The following is a 19,627-nucleotide window of genomic DNA, read 5'->3' as shown; positions in this document are numbered from 1 at the left end:
GAGATACTACCATGGCACATAAAAAAGCAGGCGGTTCATCCCGTAACGGTCGCGACTCAGCGGGTCGCCGTCTTGGCGTCAAGTTGTTCGGTGGTCAGGCAGCAATTGCTGGCAACATCATCGTGCGTCAGCGCGGCACAAAGTTCTGGCCAGGCGAGGGCGTAGGCCTTGGTCGTGACCACACGATCTTTGCAACGACCGACGGTAAAGTCACGTTCCACAAAGGCCTCAAGAAGCGCACATTTATTTCCGTGCTTCCCGTGGCCGAGGCTGCGGAATAAGTCGACCCGAAACGGTTTGAGAAAATCAGGGGGATCGGCGCAAGCCGGTCCCTTTCTCGTTACACGTGTGTTTGTGGGCGAGAGGTAATTTTACCGAGACGATTTAAGTGATCCGTTAATCCTTGCTGATATTTTAAGGTCACTGAGGACATTCTCGCGATAGTATAAAGTGTTGATCTCTTTCGCGTGGAGGCGGAGTGGATTGCGTGCGGCCCTTTCGAGGAGGAAAGGACATGACAATGATTATCAAAGGTCTGCCCGAGCGGACAATTGTGCCCGAACTTCAGGCGCAAACAGCGATTGAAACCGAGCGGTTTACGCTGCGCGCGGCGCGCAATTCCGATCAGGGCCTTTTGGCGCTCTATGCTGGCGACAAGCGTGTGGCGAATGCAACGCGTTCGATTCCCCACCCTTTGCCGCCCGGCGCCACCGAAGCGTTTATCAAGCGCGCCAATGATCCGGCACGAACCTCACAAACGTGGGTCTTGGATGGTGCGGCGCAAGGTCTGTCGGAAGTGTTGGGTGTGATCTCGCTCAAGCCGCTGGACCGTGAGCAATGCGAAGTCAGTTTTTGGGTGGCACCGTCTTTTTGGGGCACCGGACTTGCACGCACCGCCGTCAAGGCAGTTGTGGACGCCAACCCATTGAAGTCAAAAACTATTTTTGCATCCATCTTTCAGGATAATCAGGCATCTGCCCGTGTTGTGACCTTTGCAGGTTTTCAATATCTTGGCGATGCCGAAGCCTTCTGTGTCTCGCGCGGGGCGACTGTAAAAACATGGACGTATCTGTGTAAAACCGCCTAAGCGCGATTGCCGCCAGAGTTTTAAACGGACGCACGTGGCAAACGGGCGTCCGTTTTTGTTTTTGGATCGGGTCTCGCCATTACATTACGTGCTTTGATGTCTCATCTCACACAACCTGCATTGAGTTTATCGCCCACAGCGGGTAATCCTGCGCCAAAGGCCCCGTTTCGGGGTAGATAAGGACACTGATATGAAATTCCTCGATCTCGCCAAGGTTTACATCCGCTCCGGTTCGGGCGGCAACGGCTGTGTGTCGTTCCGGCGAGAGAAATACATTGAGTACGGCGGCCCGAATGGCGGTGACGGCGGTAAGGGCGGTTCGGTCATCATCGAGGCGGTTGATGGTCTCAACACGCTGATCGACTTTCGCTATCAACAGCACTTTTTTGCGCAAAACGGTCAGTCCGGCATGGGCAACAACCGCACGGGGAAAGACGGGCAAGACATCTTGTTGCGTGTTCCCGCGGGGACCGAAGTGCTCGACGAGGACGAAGAGACGGTATTGGCTGATATGACCGAAGTGGGTCAAGTCGTTGTATTTGCCAAGGGCGGCAACGGCGGGTGGGGTAACTCGCATTTCAAAAGCTCCACGAACCAAGCCCCACGCTCGGCCAATCCGGGCCTTGAGGGGATTGAACGCACCATTTGGCTGCGCTTGAAACTGATCGCGGATGCGGGTCTTTTGGGTCTGCCGAATGCGGGTAAATCGACCTTCCTCGCGGCGACATCCAACGCACGGCCCAAGATTGCGGACTACCCATTCACCACATTGCACCCCAACCTTGGGGTCGTGGGCATTGATGGCGCTGAGTTCGTGGTCGCCGATATTCCTGGCCTGATCGAGGGCGCATCCGAGGGGCGCGGCCTTGGCGATTTGTTCTTGGGCCACGTCGAACGTTGTGCGGTGTTGTTGCACCTCGTGGATGGCACATCCGAGGATGTCGTTGGCGACTACCAGACGATTATTGGCGAGATTTCGAACTACAATGATGTGCTTGGCGACAAGCCACGGATCACGGTTCTCAACAAATGCGACAGCCTGCTCGACGAAGAGGTCGAAGAGAAACTTACCGCCTTGCAAGAGGCCAGTGGCGGGCGCGTCTACACCATGTCGGGTGTGTCCAAGGCGGGTGTAGATACCGTGTTGCGCGCCCTCAAAGCCGAGATTTCGATGGACCGCTTGCGCCTCAAAAAGCTAGAGGCGGGGGATGACGAGGAAGACGAGACGTGGAAACCCTAACCACCGCACGTTTGGCAGACGCACAAACGGTTGTCATCAAAATTGGGTCTGCGCTTCTTGTTGAACACGGTGCCTTGCGCGCGCAGTGGCTTGAGGGTCTGGCCGATGATGTGGCGATGCTACGGGCCGGCGGGGCGCGGGTTGTGATTGTCTCCTCCGGCTCCATCGCACTGGGGCGCGGCGTTTTGGGCTTATCTGCGGGGGCACTTCCCCTTGAGCATAGCCAAGCGGCGGCGGCGGCGGGTCAAATCCGTTTGGCACGCGCCTACCAAGAGGCGTTGGAGCCGCGCGACATCAAGACGGCGCAAATCCTTTTGACACTTGAAGATACGGCGGATCGTCGGCGCTATCTCAATGCACGCGCCACGTTGGATGCGCTTTTGACACTCGGCGCGGTGCCGATTGTGAACGAGAATGATACCGTGGCCACGGATGAAATCCGTTATGGCGACAACGACCGTCTGGCGGCGCAAATCGCCGTTATGATCGGGGCGGATCATTTGGTTTTGCTCTCCGATATTGACGGGCTGTATACCGCCAATCCTGCGACAGACCCGAATGCGGTTCACATCGCGCATGTGGATGCCATCACGCCCGAGATTGAGGCCATGGCGGGCGATCCTGTCTCGTCGCTTTCCAAGGGCGGGATGAAGACCAAGATTATGGCGGCCAAAACCGCAATTGCGGGCGGTTGCGCGATGAGCATTGCTCAAGGGGCGGTGATGCGCCCGCTCAAGGCGTTGGTCGAGGGCGGTCGCTCAACCGTCTTTACGCCCATGGGAGATCCCGCACATGCCCGTAAAAACTGGATCGGCGCGATGAAGCCTAAGGGCGATATCGTGGTGGATTTAGGGGCGGTCACGGCGTTGGGACGCGGAAAATCGCTTTTGCCCGCAGGGGTGAGAGAGGTTGTTGGCCAGTTTGGTCGTGGTGATCCGGTTTTGATACTGGGGCCCGATGGGACACGCATTGGTATTGGTCTGACGCGCTACACTTCGGATGAGGCGGCTCAGATCAAGGGCGCGCAAACCACAGATATCGAGGCGATATTGGGCTATTCTGGCCGTGCCGCGTTGATCCACAGAGATGATATGGTGTTATAATGACCGATACAGATATTCACGCGATGATGACCGATATTGGCAAACGGGCGAAAGCGGCGTCGGCCGAATTGTCTTATGCCTCAGCCGAGCGCAAACACGCGGCGCTGATTTCGGCGGCGGATGCGTTGTGGGCGCGGCGTGAGGAAATTATCGCAGCCAACGCCAAAGACCTCGCATTCGGGCGCGACAAAGGTCTGACAGATGCCATGATGGACCGTTTGATGCTCGACGAGGATCGTATTCGTTCCATGATAGACGGGTTGCGGACGATCGCGGAGCAAAAAGACCCAGTGGGCGAGGTGATGACCGAATGGGATCGTCCCAACGGGCTCCACATCAAACGCGTGCGCACGCCGCTTGGCGTTATTGGCGTGATCTATGAGAGCCGTCCCAACGTGACGGCGGACGCGGGTGCGCTGTGCCTTAAGGCGGGCAATGCGGTGATTTTGCGCGGTGGGTCCGAGAGCTTCCATAGTTCCGGTCTGATCCATGAGTGTTTGCAACAAGGGCTCAAGGATGCAGGTCTGCCCGTGGATGCTATTCAGCGCGTACCGACCCGTGATCGCGCGGCGGTCAAGGAGCTGTTGACGATGATCGACTACGTGGACGTGATCGTGCCGCGTGGTGGTAAGGGGCTTGTCAGCCTTGTGCAGCGCGAGGCGCGGGTGCCGGTGTTTGCCCACCTTGAGGGCATCGTACATATCTACATCGACAAGGACGCCGATGCGCGAAAGGCGCTTGATGTGGTTGTGAACGCCAAGACGCGGCGCACGGGGATTTGCGGCGCTGCCGAATGTCTTTTGATCCACAAAGATGTCGCTGGTAGCCTTGGCGCGGCGATTGTTGCGGCACTGATCGAGGCGGGCATCGAGGTGCGCGGGGACGCGACCCTTCAGGCGCTGGACGGTGTTGTCGCGGCAACGGATGCGGATTGGGGTTGTGAGTATCTCGATAGCATTATTGCGGCCAAAGTGGTCGATGATGTCGACGGGGCGATTGCCCATATTCACGCGAATTCATCGAGCCACACCGATTGCGTGATCACCGAAAATCCGGAGGTTGTTGCGCGGTTCTTTGAGCGGGTTGATAGTGCGATTGTTATGCATAACTCATCGACGCAGTTTGCGGATGGCGGCGAGTTTGGCATGGGCGCGGAAATCGGGATTGCCACGGGTAAGATGCACGCACGCGGTCCCGTGGGGGCCGAACAACTCACCTCGTTTAAATATCTTGTGACCTCGAACGGGGCCACGCGCGCCTAAACGCGAGAGACTGTGGACGACAAAAGCGCGCGTGCGTTGTGGCGCGCGCTTTTTGTGTCTAGTGCACTACGCCTGAAGCACCAACGCGCCGTCCGGTTCGCTATGCTTGATGCGGCGCGACATCAGATCGGCCTGTAGCGGTGCGAGGGCGAATTGCACTTGCGAGGGTTTGAGCGTGTCCACGTCTTGCACTGCACTCAGGCGCGCCCAAAGTGCGGGGTCGGGTTCCAAGCGCTCTGCGCGCGCGACAACAGTCCATTGTCCATCGTGGTGGCTCACTTGGATCACGCCGCCGCGCGGCATGGCGGTCTCCACACACATCATCATCAGGCACGCGAGTTTGACCTCATCGCGCGCTTGGTCGCCCTCGACTGTCCAATCGTAGGTAAGGCGGTTGGTGGCCAGAGCGGTGCAAATCGCGTGCATCTCTTTTGTTCCCGTCATTTGGCCTGCGGAGGCCAGACCAAAGGCGATGCGGAATAATTTCACACGTGCGTTGGCATTGTCGACACTATCGGAGATAAGACTAAGTTCTGAGATGTCGGAGGTGCCAGACAGGCTGAGCAACTCGACGCCGTTCGATATGGCGCCGATGGGGCTAATAAGGTCATGGCAAATCCGCGAACCGAGGAGGGCGGCAATCTGTGTGGCGTGCTCTTTGGGCATTTTTTAGTCCTTTTTTGACGGGCACGTTTGGAGCTTGAAGACGTATGAAAGACGATATGAACGCGATGCTAGAACCCGGACAGTTGGTCCGTCACCCCACACAAGCGGCGTGGGGAACAGGTCAGGTACAATCCAACATAAATGGTAAATTAACTGTTATGTTTTTGCACGAAGGCAAAGTTGTGATCGATAGCACACGTATTGCGCTTGTTGCGGTGTTTGAAAAGTAGGTAACCAAAATGTGGTTCAGTTCGATCCGGAACTCAACCCCAAGGCGAGTGATTTTTTGAGACCCGACCAAATTGTTGCATTGACGCGACGAAGCCCGTAAGACCCGTTCACCCATTTAACGGAAATATCCCCCTATGACTGAGCAGCAGCCGCAGTTCGAATTGCGCTTCGCCTTGAGCGACACGGATTTGCGAGCAGCCCAACGATTGCGCTACCGCGTGTTTGTTGAGGAACTTGGCTCGGACGGCAATATGGTTGATCACGCGTTGCAATTGGAGCGCGATGAGTACGATCCGCACTATGAACATCTGATGTTGCTGGATCACGCGCGCTCTGATGATCCGTTAGAGCAATGTGTGGCGGTCTACCGGTTATTAACGGGGGAGACGGCGGCGCGTTTGGGCAGTTTCTACACCGAGAGCGAATACGATCTCACCGCACTCAAGACATCGGGAAAACGGTTGCTTGAGCTTGGGCGCTCCTGCGTGGCGCCTGAATACCGTGGGGGCACAGCGCTTTTTCATATGTGGGCGGGTTTGGCAAAGTTCGTCTTTGAGGGCGGTTATGACGTCTTGTTTGGTGTGGCCTCGTTTCATGGCACCGATATCGACACATTGGCCGAACCGTTGTCCTTGCTGCATCACCGCCATCTTGCGCCGGAGGCGTTGCGGGTGCGGGCCGTTGAAGATCATTATCAGCGAATGGATTTGATTGCGGAAGCACAGATTGACCGTCCGCGCGCGATGCGGGCCATTCCGCCGTTGATCAAGGCGTATTTGCGCACGGGTGGCACCGTGGGCGAGGGCGCGTTCATTGATCGCGCGTTTAACACGGTTGATGTCTGTTTGATCCTCGAGACAGCGCAGATTCCGTCGCGCCAGAAAAACATGTATATCAAAGGGCACGGCGTATGAGTGATCCACTTTGGCATAGCGATATCGCGCCCGCCGGTCCGGTTGCGGTGCGTGGCGGGATGCTGCGCGCGCTGCGCCGTGGGCTGCCTATTTTGGTGTTGATTGTCGTGTGCATGGTGCTGATGTTAGCAACACGCATGGGGGAGCGTCTGGTCGTGGGCGCGCGCCGTCCGTGGTCCTCGGTATTCCCGCGCTTTGTGTCGCGCACATCGCTGCGGCTGATGGGGCTGCGCTTGGAGGTCGTGGGTCAGCCGATGCGCCATCACGGCGCGGTCGTGGCCAATCATTCGACATGGCTCGACATTTTTGTCCTCAACGCGGTGCAACGGATTTTCTTTGTGTCTAAAGCCGAAGTGGCGGACTGGCCCGGCATCGGCACGATGGCCAAATCAACAGGGACGGTGTTCATCAATCGGGAGCGCAAAGATGCGGCCAAGCAAAAGCAGGTGTTCGAAGACCGGTTGCACATGGGGCATAAGTTATTGTTTTTCCCCGAAGGCACGTCCAGCGATAGCCTACGCGTCCTTACGTTCAAACCGACATTGTTTGCGGCGTTCTTTGCGCCGCAATTGCGTGATGAGGTCTATATTCAACCCGTGAGCGTCGCGTACAGCGCCCCCGAAGGGCACGAAGCACGGTTTTACGGGTGGTGGGGCGATATGGATTTTGCGCCCTCACTGATCAAGGTGCTCAAAACACCGCGTCAGGGCAGTGTCCGCGTCACCTTTCACGATCCGATTGCCGTGGCGGATGTGGCCGACCGCAAGGAAATGGCGCGTTTGTGTGAGCAGGCCGTGCGTGGCGGCCTGCCCGAAACGCCTACGGAGTTCTTAGGCGCGTAAAGCGCTTAAGATATCGCGTCGATGAACGATGTGAGGGCGGCCACAGGATCATCTGTGCCCCAAATTTCATCACCGATGGCAAAAAAGTCTGTGACCGCCGTGAGATCGCGGGTGAGATCAAGGGTCAATGCGCCTTCGGCCACGACAGGCACTTCGATCATCGCGGACCACCACGCAAACAGCTCTTTGTCTGCTTTGGTGCCATCGCCCAATCCCGTGTCGCCGACAGGTCCAAAGGCCACGTAATCCGCGCCGATTTCGGCGGCGGTCATGCCGTCATGCTTTGACGCGCCACAGTACGTTCCGATAATGGCATCATCGCCCAAGGCCTTGCGCACCTTGCGAATGGTGCGCGCCCCGTCCGTGAGGTGAACACCGTCAAGGCCGTGACGTTCGGCCAAGGCCACATGGGTGTCGATCACGATGGCCACATCATGGGCATGACAGACCTCACGGCACGCATCGGCAGCGCGACCCAAGGCCTCTTCGTCTTTGGTGGCCAGTGACAGGCGCACGCACGCGACATCATGGGCCTCGAGAACGGCAGCCAGTTGCGCGGGGAATGTCTCAACATCAAGCACGGCTGGCGTGACGAGATACAGTTGTGGGCGGTCGGTTTCGCCAGTGTCGGTGTTGGTGTCTGTGAGTGTGTGGTCGGACATGTGTTGATCCTGTGGATGATCCAAAAGGGGCGGTTTGCCCCCCTATAACGTCTTTGCGCGGCGGCGGGAAGGCTTGCAAGCGTGACCGCATCCCCCTATCACGCCTCATCCGCACACTGACCTATGAGAGACTGTTCCCATGAACGATACTCCGTCCGATACCACGCCCAACACTCCGTCCGAGATGACGCCCGATCCTGCGGCGACCTCAGGTCCAACGCCCGCGTTTATTCTGGTGCGTCCACAGATGGGCGAAAACATCGGCGGGGCGGCGCGTGCCATGTGGAATTTCGGCCTTGACCGGATGCGGGTTGTGGCACCGCGTGACGGCTGGCCCAATGAAAACGCGGTGGCTATGGCGTCTGGTGCGGGGCGTCTTTTGGATGAGGCCGCGCATTTTGACAGGGTGCAAGACGCGATTGGCGATTGTGATTACGTCTTTGCGACCACGGCACGGATGCGCGATATTACCAAGCCCGTGATGAGCCCTGAACGTGCGATGGAGCACGCGCGTGCCATCATCGCACAAGGCGGCAAAGTGGGCGTGATGTTTGGCCCCGAGCGTGCAGGGCTTGAAAATGATGACGTGATCCAAGCCAACGCGCTGATCTCGATCCCTGTGAACCCTGAATTCCCCTCGCTCAACCTTGCCCAAGCGGTGTTGCTCACCGCCTATGAATGGCAACGCCAAACCACGCAAGTCATTCCCGAAGTGGTGATGATGGCCAATACGGATTGGGCCGGTCTGGTCGAGGTGCAAAAACTTGCGGATCATTATGAGGAAACGTTGGACACAGCGGGATTGTTCTACCCACAGGACAAGGCCGCGTCGATGAAGGCCGTGCTGCGCAATATGTGGAGCCGTATGCCGTTGACCCGCGCCGATGTGCAGGTGTTTCATGGGATGATCCGTCAAATGAAGCGGTGGAAAGAGCGCGGCTAGACCTAGACCTTTTGCCGCGCCTGTTTTGCGCGGTTGTGTGCGAATGAGCGCTCTTGTTCGCTTGCCCTTGGGCGGTCACAACCCTAGTTTCGGGTAAGACCAAAAATAAGGGACCGCACCATGGCGCAAAATCGCTCGATCTTCGAGGACGTCACCACCACTCAAAAGCCGAACCGCCCACCGCGTGGTGGATTGATTGACAAAGGCCAACAGGGCGCGCGTGGCGCAATCCGTATTTGGCTGTTTGTGCTGTTTGCTATGGTTATGGCGATGATTGCCGTGGGCGGGTTGACACGTCTGACCGATAGCGGTCTGTCGATTACAGAGTGGAAACCCGTGACGGGGGCCATGCCACCAACCTCAGAGGCCGCATGGGCCGAAGAATTCGAAAAATACAAACAAATCCCCGAATACACCTTGCAAAACGAGGGCATGAGCCTCTCGGAGTTCAAGCATATCTATTGGTGGGAATGGGGACACCGCCAGTTGGGCCGCACGATCGGTTTGGTTTGGGCGCTTGGCTTTCTCGGGTTTGCCGTGGCGCGCAAAGTGCCGTCTGGGTGGTATCCGCGCCTCTTGCTGATCGGGGCCTTGGGTGGGCTTCAAGGTGCAATCGGGTGGTGGATGGTCGCCTCAGGTCTTGAGGGGGAACGCCTTGATGTTGCCTCCTACCGTTTGGCCACGCATCTTGGCCTCGCCTTTGTGATCCTCGGGTTTATCGCGTGGTTCGTGTTCCAACTGGGACGCTCAGAGGCGCAAATGCTGCAAGCGCGCCGTGCGGGGGACGCCAAACTGTTTGGCATGTCTACAGGGCTTTTGCATTTTGCGTTTTTGCAAATTCTGCTCGGCGCGTTGGTCGCGGGGATTGATGCGGGGCGTGGGTATACGGATTGGCCACTTATGGGCGGTCAGATCCTGCCACCTGATCCGTTTGAATTGACGCCCGTTTGGCGCAATTTCTTTGAGAACGCCGCGACCGTCCAGTTTATTCACCGCATGGCGGGGTATCTGTTGTTTGCCTTCGGGATCGTGGTTTGGCTCAGGGGCCGTAAATCCGCGAGCCGTGCCACAGTGCGGGCCTTCAATGCCATGGCGGCGATGTTGGTCGCACAGGTCGTTTTGGGCATTGTGACGGTGATTTATGGTGCACCTTTGGCACTTGGCCTTGCGCATCAAGTGGGCGCAGTGGCACTGTTCGTGCTGATCTTGCGCGCACGGTTTATGAGCCGCTATCCTGCGGCGTACTCTCTTCGCGAAGGGCTATAAGATGTCGGCATATCACGATCTCATGGCGTTTGACCGCGAAACGCAGGCGTTGGGACAGATTGCGGGGCGACTTGGTTGGGACCAAGAGACAATGATGCCCCGTGGTGCGACCGCGCAGCGCGGCGAGGAGTTTGCGGCCCTTGAGGGCGTGTTACACGCGCGCCGCGTTGATCCGCGCATTGGCGATTGGATTGCGGCGATTGATGCGGGGTCGTTGGATGCCGTGGGGACGGCAAACCTGCGCCATATTGAACGCTCTTACGCACGCAATACCAAAGTGCCCGCACGCTTGGCGTCCGAGTTGGCGCGTGTGACGTCGATGGCGCAAGGGGTCTGGGCGCAGGCCCGAGAGGCAGAGGATTTTGCCGCCTTTGCGCCGACCTTTGAGCAGGTGGTGCAGTTGCGCCGCGAAGAGGCCGCGGCACTGGCGCAAGACACCGACCTTGGGGTGTGGGACGCATTGCATCAAGACTATGAACCCGGATCGTCGGGGGCGCAGCTGGATGCGATGTTTGGCGCGTTGCGTCCGCGTCTGGTGGCGCTACGAGACAAGATTATGGGTGCGGATCAGCCCAAAGGGGTCAGCGGCAGCTTCGACGAGACCGCACAACTGGCCCTGTCTGACGAGATCGCCAAGACATTCGGGTATGATTTCAACTTCGGTCGGATCGACAAAGCGGTTCACCCGTTTTCGAGCGGCTCCGGCCATGATGTGCGCATCACCACGCGCACCTCTGCCACCGATCCGTTCAACTGCCTGTACTCCACCATCCACGAGGTGGGCCACGCGTGCTACGAGCAAAACATATCGGATGACTACCTGTTAACGCCATTGGGTGCGGGTGTGTCGATGGGCGTCCACGAAAGCCAGTCACGCATATATGAAAACCAGTTGGGCCGATCTCAGGCGTTTACATCCTATCTATATGGTCGGATGCGCGATGTGTTTGGCGATTTTGGGATCGACAGCGAGGCGGGCTTTTTCGCCGCCGTGAACCGCGTCACACAAGGGTTCATCCGCACCGAGAGCGACGAAGTGCAATACAACTTGCATGTTTTGTTGCGCTTCGATCTGGAGCGTCAGATTATTGCGGGCGATCTCGATGTTGCGGACCTCCCGGCGGCATGGAACGCGCGGTTTGAGGCCGATTTCGGCGTCAAGGTCGACACGGTGTCCAATGGCTGTTTGCAAGATGTGCATTGGCCCGTTGGCTTGTTTGGCTACTTCCCGACCTATTCGCTCGGCAATGTGTATGCGGGGTGCTTGCACCAGGCCTTGCGCGGCGCGGTGCCTGATCTCGATGCGCAACTGGCGCAGGGCAATACGGGTGCTGCTACCGCGTGGCTCGGTCAAAACCTTCAACAGTTTGGCGGGCTGCGCGCGCCGCGCGACACCATTGAACACGCCTGTGGCTTTGTGCCATCCGAGGCTCCGTTGCTCGACTATCTCGAAGAGAAGTTCGGCGCGATTTACGGGTTTTAACGCGATGACATTGCTCATGGATCACGCTGCCCTAGAGACCTTTGTGGCGCAGGAATTTGCGCAAGTCGCTGATATCCTATCGGTCCACGCGGTCAGCGAGGCGGGTGTCACGCTCAAACTGACGCCCACGCAGGCGCATCTGCGCCCGGGCGGCACGGTGTCAGGCCCGTCAATGTTCATGCTTGCCGATGTGGCGTTGTATCTGGCGATCTTGTCGCGGATCGGTCCCGTGGCCTTGGCTGTAACGACAAATGCCCACATCGATTTTATGCGCAAACCGGCGAGCGATGCGCCGCTATACGGTGAGGCAACCCTGTTGAAATTGGGGCGCAGCCTAGCCGTGGGGCAGGTGGCAATTCGAAACGCCGGTAGCGATGATGTTTTGGCACAGGCCTCAATGACCTATGCTATTCCGCCCAAACGCTAGTCGCGGTTTGCGGCGAACCACGGCGCGACACGGGCGCGGATAAAGGGCCAAAGGGCGGGTCCGCCCCGCGCCACTTTTACGCCAACACGGGCGTCGAGTTGATCAAGCGTGACGTTGTACGTGCGCCATGATCCGCCATCACTGGCCAGATTGTGCAACACGGGCTGGGCGCGGTCGATGCTTTTGGCGTAAATCGCGGTTGGTGTTTGTGCGGCTTCGAATTCATCCCAAATGATCCGCAGGCCCGCACCCTCGTCGTTGGGCAATAGCCCGAACAAGCGCTCTGCCGCTTTGATTTCAGCGGCTTCTTGTGCGGCTTGAGCCTCGGCCGTGATTGCGCCGTGGATCGGTGTGTCGCCCGCATCGACCTCAACGATATCATGCAACAGCATCATTTTGAGCGCGCGGGCAAGGTCGATTTCGCCGTGGGACTGATCGGCCAAAGTGAAGGCATAAAGCATCACATGCCACGAATGTTCTCCCGAATTTTCACGGCGCGATCCATCCGCGATTGGTGTTGCTCTGAGTACCAGTTTGAGGCGGTCCGCCTCGCACCAGAATGCGAACCGCGCTTGCATCACCGGATCGGTCGGCGTGCCCTCAAACGCGGCTTTGGTAAAGGCATAGAGATCGGGCAGGATCGTTTTAGTTTTTGTCGCACGTCCCGTGGCAAGATTGCGCGCCACAATGTCGCGCTCCTCGTCGAGTTGCTCGGGTGCGCCGATGCATTGAAGCGCAGGGGCGAGAAAATCTATCGCCTTGGCGTAGCGCGCGGTGGGCGTTTGCATCGCCTCGAACTCTTCCCAAATGGCACGAAATTTGGCGCCTTGATCGTCGGGGAGTAGCCCATAGAGGCGATCTGCGGCCTCGGCCTCAAGGGCCGCCACGGACACAGGATCGTGTGAGATATGAATAGGGTGGTCGCCCGCGTCGATCTCAACCAGATCGTGCAGGATCAACATCTCAAGCGCGCGGTTGAGGTCGACATCTGCCGCCGCCAATGGGGCAAAGATCAACGCAGCCAGACAGGCATGCCAGCTATGTTCGGCAGAGTTTTCGAACCGTGAGCGGTCCATGACCTGATTGGCGCGCAACACCGATTTGAGGCTGTCGGCCTCCATCAAGAACGCAAATTGTGCCTCAATCCGGTGAGCCTTTTGGGTCAAAGTGCGTGCCTCAGTATTCAATGTCGTCCTCGGCGGACGGCGGTGGTGCGGAGGCCGCTTTGCCCGCTTTGGCCTCGGCAATGCGTTGCAGCAAATAATCGCGGCCACGTTTTTCGGACAGGCGCACACGGGCGGCGGTCAAATACGCCTCCTGTGTGGTCACAGACCCCGCGCCAATCACACGTGCAATGTCTTGGATCACTTCTTCGTTTTCGAAAAGCTCCAAGGCCGCGATCGTGTCTTTTGCCAATTGGTCAGCGAGGTCTTCTGTAATGCCCATCGGCGTCGCTCCTTAGCGGGTGTTCTCAGTCAGACGACGACGCACGTAGCCGTCCACGTGACCAATCATGTCTTCCATGTGCGGATCTTCAAAGAAGTGTCCGGCACCCTCGATCTCGGTGTGGGTGATGGTGATGCCCTTTTGCTCATGCAACTTGCCTACAAGTGTGTGGGTGTCTTTGGGCGGGGCGACACGGTCGGCGGTGCCGTTGATGATCAGGCCGCTCGCGGGGCAGGGTGCCAGAAACGAGAAATCGTACATGTTTGCGGGCGGAGCCACAGAGATGAAGCCCGAGATTTCAGGACGGCGCATCAGCAATTGCATGCCGATCCACGCACCGAACGAAAAGCCCGCAACCCAGCAATGTTTGGCATTGGGGTTGAGCGATTGCAGGTAATCAAGTGCTGAGGCCGCATCAGACAGCTCACCAATGCCTTGATCGTATTCACCCTGCGAGCGGCCCACGCCGCGAAAGTTGAACCGCAAAACGGTGAAGCCCATTTTGTGGAACGTGTAGTGCAGGTTGTAGACAACGCGGTTGTTCATCGTGCCGCCAAACTGCGGGTGCGGATGAAGAATGATGGCGATTGGCGCATCTTTTTCGCGTTGTGGGTGGTATCGGCCTTCCAAGCGGCCTTCTGGGCCGGGAAAAATCACTTCGGGCATGTCGGTCCCTGTCTCCTCATGGCGCCCCGCGTGCGCCGCTAATGGATAGCGGGGCGGGACGTGCCGTATCGGCATATGAATTTGCGCTCGTATCTGCTTATGAACCGCTTTATAATTGACGAAATCGCTCAGGTAATTTAGAAACGTTCTAAATTACCTGTTCTGGTCCATCGTGGTCCGGCGCAGGATGTCTCTCAGGTAAGGGGCCGTGTCGCCTACGTCAATGTTTTTGCGCCAATTTTACGGCTCATAGGCGCAGATTCGGCTCCTGATTGGTGATTGGTTCGGTTCTGGTCGGTTGAGAGCGCTGTTTTTGCGCGGTGGGATCGTAAAAGGTGAGTGGAGGCGCTAAATTTGGCGCGCAAAGGATAGATACGCATGAAGTTGTCAACAAAAGGTCGCTACGCGATGGTTGCATTGACCGATTTGGCGCTCCTGCAAGAGGGGCGTTTGCTGTCTCTGGCCGAGATCGCCAAGCGTCAGGATATCTCGTTGCCCTATCTGGAGCAGTTGTTCGTCAAGCTGCGCCGTGCCGAATTGGTGGCGTCCGTGCGTGGACCTGGTGGGGGCTACAAGTTGGCGCGCCCTGCGTCGGAAATCCGCGTGTCCGATATTTTGTCGGCTGTTGATGAAACGGTGTCGGCCATGCACACGGGTGCGGGCGCATCGGGCGGCGTTTCTGGCAGTCGCGCGCAGTCGATGACCAATCGGTTGTGGGAGGGGCTATCGGCGCATGTCTATGTTTTCTTGCACCAAACCCGACTGGCGGATGTTGTGCAAAACGAATTGCGACCCTGTCCTGCCGTGCCGCATCTGTTCGAAGTTGTGGATGAGCTCCCAATTGATCAAGACACTTGAAATCTGAAAGCTGCCCCTTTGAAACCTGCCCGCACATACCTTGATTACAACGCAACTGCGCCTTTGGTGCAGGTGGCGCGTGAGGCTATGATTGCGGCGATGGATGTGGTTGGAAACCCGTCCTCTGTCCACGCCGAGGGGCGCGCGGCAAAGGGTGTTTTGGAGCGCGCACGCGGGCAAGTGGCCGAGGCCTTTGGCGCGTCAGGTGCCGATATCGTTTTTACGTCCAGTGCGACCGAAGCGGCCGCTTTGGCGATGGCGGGGCGAGAGTTGCACTGCGCCGATATTGAGCATGAGGCGGTGTCCTCATGGGCAATCCGCGATTTGGATGTGGATGCATGCGGCGCGGTAAATTGCACAAATCGAACACAAAGCGCGGTTCAACTGGCCAATTCAGAGACTGGAATTGTACAAAAGCTACAAGAGGGCTTTGCGGTGGTCGATGCCACTCAAGGGTTCGGAAAATTGCCTGTGGCGTTCAACTGGCTTGGGTGTGACATGGCGTTGATCTCCGCGCATAAGATTGGCGGCCCAAAGGGCGTTGGCGCATTGGTGCTCAAACAGGGCTTGGACGTCACGGCGCGGATCACCGGCGGGGGTCAGGAAATGGGGCGCCGCTCGGGCACCGAAAATCTGATCGGGATCGCGGGGTTTGGGGCTGCTGCCGTGGCTGCGGCGCGTGATCTTGCGGACGGCGTTTGGGACCGTGTGGCACAGCTGCGCGATCATTTGGAAGCCCGCCTTGAGAGTGAGGCGCATGGCTCCATATGTGTAGGTAAGGAGCAGACACGCCTGCCCAACACGTTGTGCCTGATTACGCCCGAGTGGAAGGGCGAGACACAGGTGATGCAGATGGATTTGGCGGGATTTGCGGTCAGCGCAGGGTCGGCCTGTTCCAGTGGCAAGGTCAAGGCGTCCCGCGTCTTGCGCGCCATGGGATATTCGGATGGCGAGGCGTCATGTGCAGTGCGCGTGTCGCTTGGCCCGCAGACAACGATGGATGAGATTGAGCGGTTTGCCGATGCTTGGCTGGCCGCATATGCCCGAAAGACACGGGCGGCTTGAGATAAAAAGCGGGGCCACTAGAGCCCCCGAGACACGCACACGAAGGAGACATCCAAATGGTGGATGACGTTCAGGTCAAAGACGGTGTTGAAGAAGAAACAGTTGCGGCCGTACAGGCGCTTGCGGGCACCTATAAGTACGGGTGGGACACCGATATCGAGATGGAATACGCGCCCAAGGGTCTCAATGAGGACATTGTGCGTCTGATCTCGGCCAAGAACGAAGAGCCCGAATGGATGCTTGAGTGGCGTCTTGAGGCGTTTCGGCGGTGGCTGACGTTGGAAGAGCCTGATTGGGCCATGGTCGACTATCCCGAAATTGATTTTCAGGACCAGTATTACTACGCGCGTCCCAAATCGATGGAAACCAAGCCCAAATCACTTGATGAAGTCGATCCCAAATTGCTTGCCACGTATGAAAAGCTTGGCATCTCTTTGAAAGAACAGATGATTTTGGCGGGCGTCGAGGGTGCGGGCGATTTGCCTGCGGATGGCGCGAATTCGGAGCGCAAGGTTGCCGTGGACGCGGTGTTCGACTCCGTCTCTGTTGGCACGACCTTCAAGAAAGAGCTCAACAAAGCGGGTGTGATTTTCTGTTCGATCTCCGAGGCGATCAAAGAGCACCCAGAGTTGGTCAAGAAATACCTCGCCTCCGTTGTGCCTGTGTCAGACAACTATTACGCGACACTCAATTCGGCGGTGTTTTCGGATGGCTCGTTTGTCTACATCCCGCCCAACACGCGCTGCCCGATGGAATTGTCCACCTATTTCCGCATCAACGCTGAAAACACCGGTCAGTTCGAGCGCACGTTGATCATCGCGGATGAGGGATCGTATGTGTCCTACCTTGAGGGCTGTACCGCCCCCAAACGTGACGTGGCGCAATTGCACGCCGCCGTGGTCGAGATCGTGATCCTGGATGACGCGGAAGTGAAATACTCCACGGTGCAAAACTGGTTCCCTGGCGACGAAGAGGGCAAGGGCGGCATCTACAACTTTGTAACCAAACGCGCCGATTGTCGTGGTGATCGGTCCAAAGTGATGTGGACGCAAGTTGAAACCGGATCTGCGGTGACGTGGAAATATCCGTCATGCGTGCTGCGCGGCGACGACAGTCAGGGCGAGTTCTATTCCATCGCCATCACCAACAACATGCAACAGGCCGACACCGGCACAAAGATGATTCACTTGGGCAAGAACACCAAGTCGCGGATCGTGTCCAAAGGCATCTCGGCGGGCCGTGCGCAAAACACCTACCGTGGTCAGGTGACAATGCACCCCAAAGCCAAAAACTCGCGCAACTACACCCAGTGCGACAGTCTTTTGATTGGCTCTAAATGCGGCGCGCACACCGTGCCGTACATCGAGGTCAAAAACAATTCGAGCCGCGTCGAACACGAGGCCACCACTTCCAAGGTGGATGATGATCAACTGTTCTATTGCCGCTCACGCGGGATGGACGAAGAGGAGGCCGTGGCCTTGGTCGTCAACGGGTTCTGCAAGGACGTGTTGCAAGCTCTGCCAATGGAATTTGCGATGGAAGCCCAACAGCTTGTCGCAATCTCCCTCGAAGGGTCCGTGGGCTGATGAAGACGCGCGCGCTACTCTATCAGACATTGATTGCGACCGCCCTTTGGGGGCTTGGCATGGTGTGGTTGTTTGATTGGCCACGCGACAAAATCGTCGCGCCGCTATTGTTCTTTGCCGCCACCTATTGGGTGATCGGCCGGATTATCGGGTTAATTGTTGCGAAAAAGGATGAGACATGATCATCACCACCACACCCTCAATCGAGGGACGCACGATCAGTGACTATTGTGGCATCGTCACGGGCGAGGCCATCATGGGCGCAAACGTTGTGCGCGATCTGTTTGCGGGCATCACCGACATTATTGGCGGGCGATCGGGTGCGTATGAGCAAAAGCTGGGGCAGGGACGCGAAACCGCTTTGCGCGAGATGGAAGAGCGCGCAGCCCAACTTGGTGCAACTGCAATCGTTGGTGTCGATCTCGATTACGAAGTGATCAACAATATGCTGATGGTGTCCGCGTCTGGCACCGCCGTTAAGCTCACGTAGAGGATCGGATATGACCCCTGATATGCTTCCCACACTGGCGCTCTCGACGATGGGTGTGGCCGTTGGCGTCTTTATCGGTGCTCTGATCGGCATCAACATTTCGAGCCGCAATTCTGGGGGGCGTCCCGACTGGCTGTTTCGCGGATCGGTCTATGCCACGGCGTTTTTGGCGTCGATGGGGGCGTGGTTCGTGGCGATCGTGTTCAAGGGGCTTCTTGGTTAATTCGCTATGACGACATGCAATGATCATATTTCGATGCACACAGTGCCCGAATATCGCCTTATTGGTGCGGTATACATCGGGGCATGGGGTATCGAGTATCGTTCTTGCAAAGGGTCTGATCATGGACGCATCGCAACACAGGTTTTATCAACGGATGAACGCGTCTGGTCATGGATCAAACGCGAATACGCCTCTTGCGGGACCGAGCAAGAACAAACAGTTCGTGAGAAATCAGCACCTTTCGGCCATGTTGGAGCGTCACGATGCCTTGATTGGTCAGGCGAAGCGGACGCAGTTTCGCCGCGATCCCGTGGCCGCAATTGCGCCCTATCTGTCCGTGGTTCTTGCATTCGCAATGGGCGGATTGGCCGCGATCATCGCCTTGTTCGTGCGGTTTCAGTTGGCGGGAGAAGTGACCTCGCCGTTGTCGCCAGATGTGGAATTAACGCTGGATATCGTCTTTGCCATCGCCATCGCGTTTATGCTGCGCGAAGTGGTGTCGCTCAGCGCGGTCAAACGCATGGGGGCGCAATTTGCCGGAATCTTGTTGGCTATCGTGACGATGCACAACGTGGTTCACGCCATGCCGGAGCCATTCGAACGCCTGTTTTCACCGGCTTGGGTGAGCAACGTGCAAACAACGACAGACGCGGGCACCTTGCAGTTTCGTGGGCACAGCTACCACCTGTAACGACTGGATTAGCTTCCCCTACGTTAGTTAGTACTTTTTCGGTTTCGTCGCAGTGTCGTCATCTTTCGATCCCATTTGGCCGCCAAAACAGCCTTCTATACGGACAGAATTTCCGCACAGGAGAGCAAAAGCCTCATGAATATGACGCAACAAAAACAGTTCAGCGACCGCATTACACGCATTCAAGCGGGCGGAGCCAACACATGCGCAACCGTCTACTGCGGTGCGCAAAGCATCAATACGCCAAAGGACCAAGCGGTGGAGGGCGTGCTCGTGCGCGGGCAAGCACCAGCACCGAGCACGATCACCAAGTCACATTTGATGCGCGCGGGTCTTCGATCCGGTTTGGCGCAGGTCAGTGTCTTGGGCGGACTTTTGGCGGCCTATATCCGCTACGTCGGCGTGTAGCCACCGCACGACCCGCCTCTCATTTCGTCGCGCGCCACGCTGCGCTCGGCACCGTCACCCAAAAAAAT

The 19,627-nt window shown here is 57.6% G+C and carries 25 protein-coding genes; 20 read left to right on the top strand and 5 right to left on the bottom strand.

The window, feature by feature from the left end; translation table 11 throughout:
- The first annotated feature begins 11 nt into the window (after window positions 1–11).
- The 5 genes from rpmA (at window position 12) to IMCC12053_RS02720 (ending at window position 4,692) form a co-directional block, all read left to right on the top strand.
- Complete coding sequence (rpmA, locus tag IMCC12053_RS02740; protein WP_062215519.1) at window positions 12–281, top strand: 50S ribosomal protein L27; 270 nt, start codon at window positions 12–14, stop codon at window positions 279–281.
- A 233-nt stretch (window positions 282–514) separates the two neighbouring features.
- On the top strand, window positions 515–1,087 hold the full coding sequence (locus IMCC12053_RS02735; RefSeq protein ID WP_062215518.1) for a GNAT family N-acetyltransferase: 573 nt from the start codon (window positions 515–517) through the stop codon (window positions 1,085–1,087).
- Window positions 1,088–1,277: 190 nt separating this feature from the next.
- Window positions 1,278–2,327, top strand: coding sequence for a GTPase ObgE (obgE, locus tag IMCC12053_RS02730; protein WP_062215517.1), 1,050 nt, complete (start codon window positions 1,278–1,280; stop codon window positions 2,325–2,327).
- Window positions 2,315–3,430: a glutamate 5-kinase gene (gene proB / locus IMCC12053_RS02725; protein ID WP_082389019.1), complete on the top strand. Its 1,116-nt coding sequence runs from the start codon at window positions 2,315–2,317 to the stop codon at window positions 3,428–3,430. The genes obgE and proB overlap by 13 nt, the downstream gene beginning before the upstream one ends.
- Window positions 3,430–4,692 (top strand): glutamate-5-semialdehyde dehydrogenase, encoded by a 1,263-nt coding sequence (locus IMCC12053_RS02720; RefSeq protein ID WP_062215515.1) that lies wholly within the window; start codon window positions 3,430–3,432, stop codon window positions 4,690–4,692. Before proB ends, IMCC12053_RS02720 begins: the two co-directional genes overlap by 1 nt.
- Window positions 4,693–4,758: 66 nt before the next feature.
- On the opposite strand, the gene IMCC12053_RS02715 is transcribed toward IMCC12053_RS02720, so the two are convergent.
- On the bottom strand, window positions 4,759–5,358 hold the full coding sequence (locus IMCC12053_RS02715) for a histidine phosphotransferase family protein (protein WP_062215513.1): 600 nt from the start codon (window positions 5,356–5,358) through the stop codon (window positions 4,759–4,761).
- A 44-nt stretch (window positions 5,359–5,402) separates the two neighbouring features.
- Between IMCC12053_RS02715 and IMCC12053_RS02710 the strand changes: the two genes are divergently transcribed.
- The 3 genes from IMCC12053_RS02710 (at window position 5,403) to olsA (ending at window position 7,345) form a co-directional block, all read left to right on the top strand.
- The gene (locus IMCC12053_RS02710) at window positions 5,403–5,588 is read left to right on the top strand and encodes a DUF3553 domain-containing protein (protein ID WP_062215511.1); all 186 of its coding nucleotides are present in this window, start codon (window positions 5,403–5,405) and stop codon (window positions 5,586–5,588) included.
- Between the two features lie 135 nt (window positions 5,589–5,723).
- On the top strand, window positions 5,724–6,503 hold the full coding sequence (olsB, locus tag IMCC12053_RS02705; RefSeq protein WP_062215510.1) for an L-ornithine N(alpha)-acyltransferase: 780 nt from the start codon (window positions 5,724–5,726) through the stop codon (window positions 6,501–6,503).
- On the top strand, window positions 6,500–7,345 hold the full coding sequence (gene olsA, locus IMCC12053_RS02700) for a lyso-ornithine lipid O-acyltransferase (RefSeq protein ID WP_062215508.1): 846 nt from the start codon (window positions 6,500–6,502) through the stop codon (window positions 7,343–7,345). Before olsB ends, olsA begins: the two co-directional genes overlap by 4 nt.
- Window positions 7,346–7,350: 5 nt before the next feature.
- On the opposite strand, the gene IMCC12053_RS02695 is transcribed toward olsA, so the two are convergent.
- Window positions 7,351–8,007, bottom strand: coding sequence for a thiamine phosphate synthase (locus tag IMCC12053_RS02695; RefSeq protein WP_062215506.1), 657 nt, complete (start codon window positions 8,005–8,007; stop codon window positions 7,351–7,353).
- A 184-nt stretch (window positions 8,008–8,191) separates the two neighbouring features.
- Here IMCC12053_RS02695 and IMCC12053_RS02690 point away from each other — a divergent pair, with 184 nt between their 5' ends.
- The 4 genes from IMCC12053_RS02690 (at window position 8,192) to IMCC12053_RS02675 (ending at window position 12,126) form a co-directional block, all read left to right on the top strand.
- Window positions 8,192–8,950, top strand: a complete 759-nt coding sequence (locus IMCC12053_RS02690; protein WP_062220780.1) for an RNA methyltransferase — start codon at window positions 8,192–8,194, stop codon at window positions 8,948–8,950.
- A gap of 120 nt (window positions 8,951–9,070) precedes the next feature.
- Entirely contained in the window at window positions 9,071–10,216 is a 1,146-nt protein-coding gene (gene ctaA / locus IMCC12053_RS02685; protein WP_062215504.1) for a heme A synthase, read from the top strand.
- 1 nt (window position 10,217) lies between these two features.
- A complete protein-coding gene (locus IMCC12053_RS02680) occupies window positions 10,218–11,699 on the top strand; it encodes a carboxypeptidase M32 (protein ID WP_062215502.1) in 1,482 nt (493 codons plus the stop codon).
- A 4-nt stretch (window positions 11,700–11,703) separates the two neighbouring features.
- Window positions 11,704–12,126 carry a PaaI family thioesterase gene (locus IMCC12053_RS02675; protein WP_062215500.1) on the top strand — a complete coding sequence of 141 codons (423 nt, stop codon included), beginning with the start codon at window positions 11,704–11,706 and terminating at the stop codon, window positions 12,124–12,126.
- Here IMCC12053_RS02675 and IMCC12053_RS02670 read toward each other — a convergent pair.
- Genes IMCC12053_RS02670 through IMCC12053_RS02660 form a run of 3 tightly spaced genes read right to left on the bottom strand, consistent with a single transcriptional unit; the run spans window position 12,123 to window position 14,238 of the window.
- Window positions 12,123–13,292 (bottom strand): HD domain-containing protein, encoded by a 1,170-nt coding sequence (locus IMCC12053_RS02670; RefSeq protein WP_143090017.1) that lies wholly within the window; start codon window positions 13,290–13,292, stop codon window positions 12,123–12,125. The genes IMCC12053_RS02675 and IMCC12053_RS02670 overlap by 4 nt on opposite strands.
- 10 nt (window positions 13,293–13,302) lie before the next feature.
- Complete coding sequence (locus tag IMCC12053_RS02665) at window positions 13,303–13,572, bottom strand: hypothetical protein (protein ID WP_062215498.1); 270 nt, start codon at window positions 13,570–13,572, stop codon at window positions 13,303–13,305.
- Between the two features lie 12 nt (window positions 13,573–13,584).
- Entirely contained in the window at window positions 13,585–14,238 is a 654-nt protein-coding gene (locus IMCC12053_RS02660) for an alpha/beta hydrolase (RefSeq protein ID WP_062215496.1), read from the bottom strand.
- Between the two features lie 378 nt (window positions 14,239–14,616).
- Here IMCC12053_RS02660 and iscR point away from each other — a divergent pair, with 378 nt between their 5' ends.
- From iscR to IMCC12053_RS02620, 8 genes are all read left to right on the top strand, one after another.
- On the top strand, window positions 14,617–15,096 hold the full coding sequence (iscR, locus tag IMCC12053_RS02655; RefSeq protein WP_062215495.1) for a Fe-S cluster assembly transcriptional regulator IscR: 480 nt from the start codon (window positions 14,617–14,619) through the stop codon (window positions 15,094–15,096).
- Window positions 15,097–15,114: 18 nt separating this feature from the next.
- On the top strand, window positions 15,115–16,161 hold the full coding sequence (locus tag IMCC12053_RS02650; RefSeq protein WP_062215493.1) for a cysteine desulfurase family protein: 1,047 nt from the start codon (window positions 15,115–15,117) through the stop codon (window positions 16,159–16,161).
- Window positions 16,162–16,217: 56 nt separating this feature from the next.
- Complete coding sequence (gene sufB / locus IMCC12053_RS02645; RefSeq protein WP_062215491.1) at window positions 16,218–17,747, top strand: Fe-S cluster assembly protein SufB; 1,530 nt, start codon at window positions 16,218–16,220, stop codon at window positions 17,745–17,747.
- A complete protein-coding gene (locus tag IMCC12053_RS02640) occupies window positions 17,747–17,929 on the top strand; it encodes a hypothetical protein (RefSeq protein ID WP_062215490.1) in 183 nt (60 codons plus the stop codon). Before sufB ends, IMCC12053_RS02640 begins: the two co-directional genes overlap by 1 nt.
- The gene (locus IMCC12053_RS02635; RefSeq protein WP_062215488.1) at window positions 17,926–18,237 is read left to right on the top strand and encodes a heavy metal-binding domain-containing protein; all 312 of its coding nucleotides are present in this window, start codon (window positions 17,926–17,928) and stop codon (window positions 18,235–18,237) included. Before IMCC12053_RS02640 ends, IMCC12053_RS02635 begins: the two co-directional genes overlap by 4 nt.
- A gap of 10 nt (window positions 18,238–18,247) precedes the next feature.
- Window positions 18,248–18,460 carry a hypothetical protein gene (locus IMCC12053_RS02630; protein ID WP_062215487.1) on the top strand — a complete coding sequence of 71 codons (213 nt, stop codon included), beginning with the start codon at window positions 18,248–18,250 and terminating at the stop codon, window positions 18,458–18,460.
- 121 nt (window positions 18,461–18,581) lie between these two features.
- A complete protein-coding gene (locus tag IMCC12053_RS02625; RefSeq protein WP_062215485.1) occupies window positions 18,582–19,151 on the top strand; it encodes a hypothetical protein in 570 nt (189 codons plus the stop codon).
- A gap of 141 nt (window positions 19,152–19,292) precedes the next feature.
- The gene (locus tag IMCC12053_RS02620; protein WP_143090015.1) at window positions 19,293–19,559 is read left to right on the top strand and encodes a hypothetical protein; all 267 of its coding nucleotides are present in this window, start codon (window positions 19,293–19,295) and stop codon (window positions 19,557–19,559) included.
- Window positions 19,560–19,627: the final 68 nt, after the last annotated feature.

Source organism: Celeribacter marinus, from assembly GCF_001308265.1.
Classification (GTDB): domain Bacteria; phylum Pseudomonadota; class Alphaproteobacteria; order Rhodobacterales; family Rhodobacteraceae; genus Celeribacter; species Celeribacter marinus.
Note: the sequence above shows the minus strand (reverse complement) of the source record. Positions and strands in the feature narration are given on the sequence as shown.

Excerpts from the sequence above, each read along its gene's own strand:
- rpmA (WP_062215519.1), top strand. The coding sequence starts at position 12 with ATGGCACATAAAAAAGCAGGCGGTTCATCCCGTAACGGTCGCGACTCA.
- IMCC12053_RS02735 (WP_062215518.1), top strand. The coding sequence starts at position 515 with ATGACAATGATTATCAAAGGTCTGCCCGAGCGGACAATTGTGCCCGAA.
- obgE (WP_062215517.1), top strand. The coding sequence starts at position 1,278 with ATGAAATTCCTCGATCTCGCCAAGGTTTACATCCGCTCCGGTTCGGGC.
- IMCC12053_RS02720 (WP_062215515.1), top strand. The coding sequence starts at position 3,430 with ATGACCGATACAGATATTCACGCGATGATGACCGATATTGGCAAACGG.
- IMCC12053_RS02715 (WP_062215513.1), bottom strand. The coding sequence starts at position 5,358 with ATGCCCAAAGAGCACGCCACACAGATTGCCGCCCTCCTCGGTTCGCGG.
- IMCC12053_RS02710 (WP_062215511.1), top strand. The coding sequence starts at position 5,403 with ATGAAAGACGATATGAACGCGATGCTAGAACCCGGACAGTTGGTCCGT.
- olsB (WP_062215510.1), top strand. The coding sequence starts at position 5,724 with ATGACTGAGCAGCAGCCGCAGTTCGAATTGCGCTTCGCCTTGAGCGAC.
- olsA (WP_062215508.1), top strand. The coding sequence starts at position 6,500 with ATGAGTGATCCACTTTGGCATAGCGATATCGCGCCCGCCGGTCCGGTT.
- IMCC12053_RS02695 (WP_062215506.1), bottom strand. The coding sequence starts at position 8,007 with ATGTCCGACCACACACTCACAGACACCAACACCGACACTGGCGAAACC.
- IMCC12053_RS02690 (WP_062220780.1), top strand. The coding sequence starts at position 8,192 with ATGACGCCCGATCCTGCGGCGACCTCAGGTCCAACGCCCGCGTTTATT.
- ctaA (WP_062215504.1), top strand. The coding sequence starts at position 9,071 with ATGGCGCAAAATCGCTCGATCTTCGAGGACGTCACCACCACTCAAAAG.
- IMCC12053_RS02680 (WP_062215502.1), top strand. The coding sequence starts at position 10,218 with ATGTCGGCATATCACGATCTCATGGCGTTTGACCGCGAAACGCAGGCG.
- IMCC12053_RS02675 (WP_062215500.1), top strand. The coding sequence starts at position 11,704 with ATGACATTGCTCATGGATCACGCTGCCCTAGAGACCTTTGTGGCGCAG.
- IMCC12053_RS02665 (WP_062215498.1), bottom strand. The coding sequence starts at position 13,572 with ATGGGCATTACAGAAGACCTCGCTGACCAATTGGCAAAAGACACGATC.
- IMCC12053_RS02660 (WP_062215496.1), bottom strand. The coding sequence starts at position 14,238 with ATGCCCGAAGTGATTTTTCCCGGCCCAGAAGGCCGCTTGGAAGGCCGA.
- iscR (WP_062215495.1), top strand. The coding sequence starts at position 14,617 with ATGAAGTTGTCAACAAAAGGTCGCTACGCGATGGTTGCATTGACCGAT.
- sufB (WP_062215491.1), top strand. The coding sequence starts at position 16,218 with ATGGTGGATGACGTTCAGGTCAAAGACGGTGTTGAAGAAGAAACAGTT.
- IMCC12053_RS02640 (WP_062215490.1), top strand. The coding sequence starts at position 17,747 with ATGAAGACGCGCGCGCTACTCTATCAGACATTGATTGCGACCGCCCTT.
- IMCC12053_RS02635 (WP_062215488.1), top strand. The coding sequence starts at position 17,926 with ATGATCATCACCACCACACCCTCAATCGAGGGACGCACGATCAGTGAC.
- IMCC12053_RS02630 (WP_062215487.1), top strand. The coding sequence starts at position 18,248 with ATGACCCCTGATATGCTTCCCACACTGGCGCTCTCGACGATGGGTGTG.
- IMCC12053_RS02625 (WP_062215485.1), top strand. The coding sequence starts at position 18,582 with ATGGACGCATCGCAACACAGGTTTTATCAACGGATGAACGCGTCTGGT.
- IMCC12053_RS02620 (WP_143090015.1), top strand. The coding sequence starts at position 19,293 with ATGACGCAACAAAAACAGTTCAGCGACCGCATTACACGCATTCAAGCG.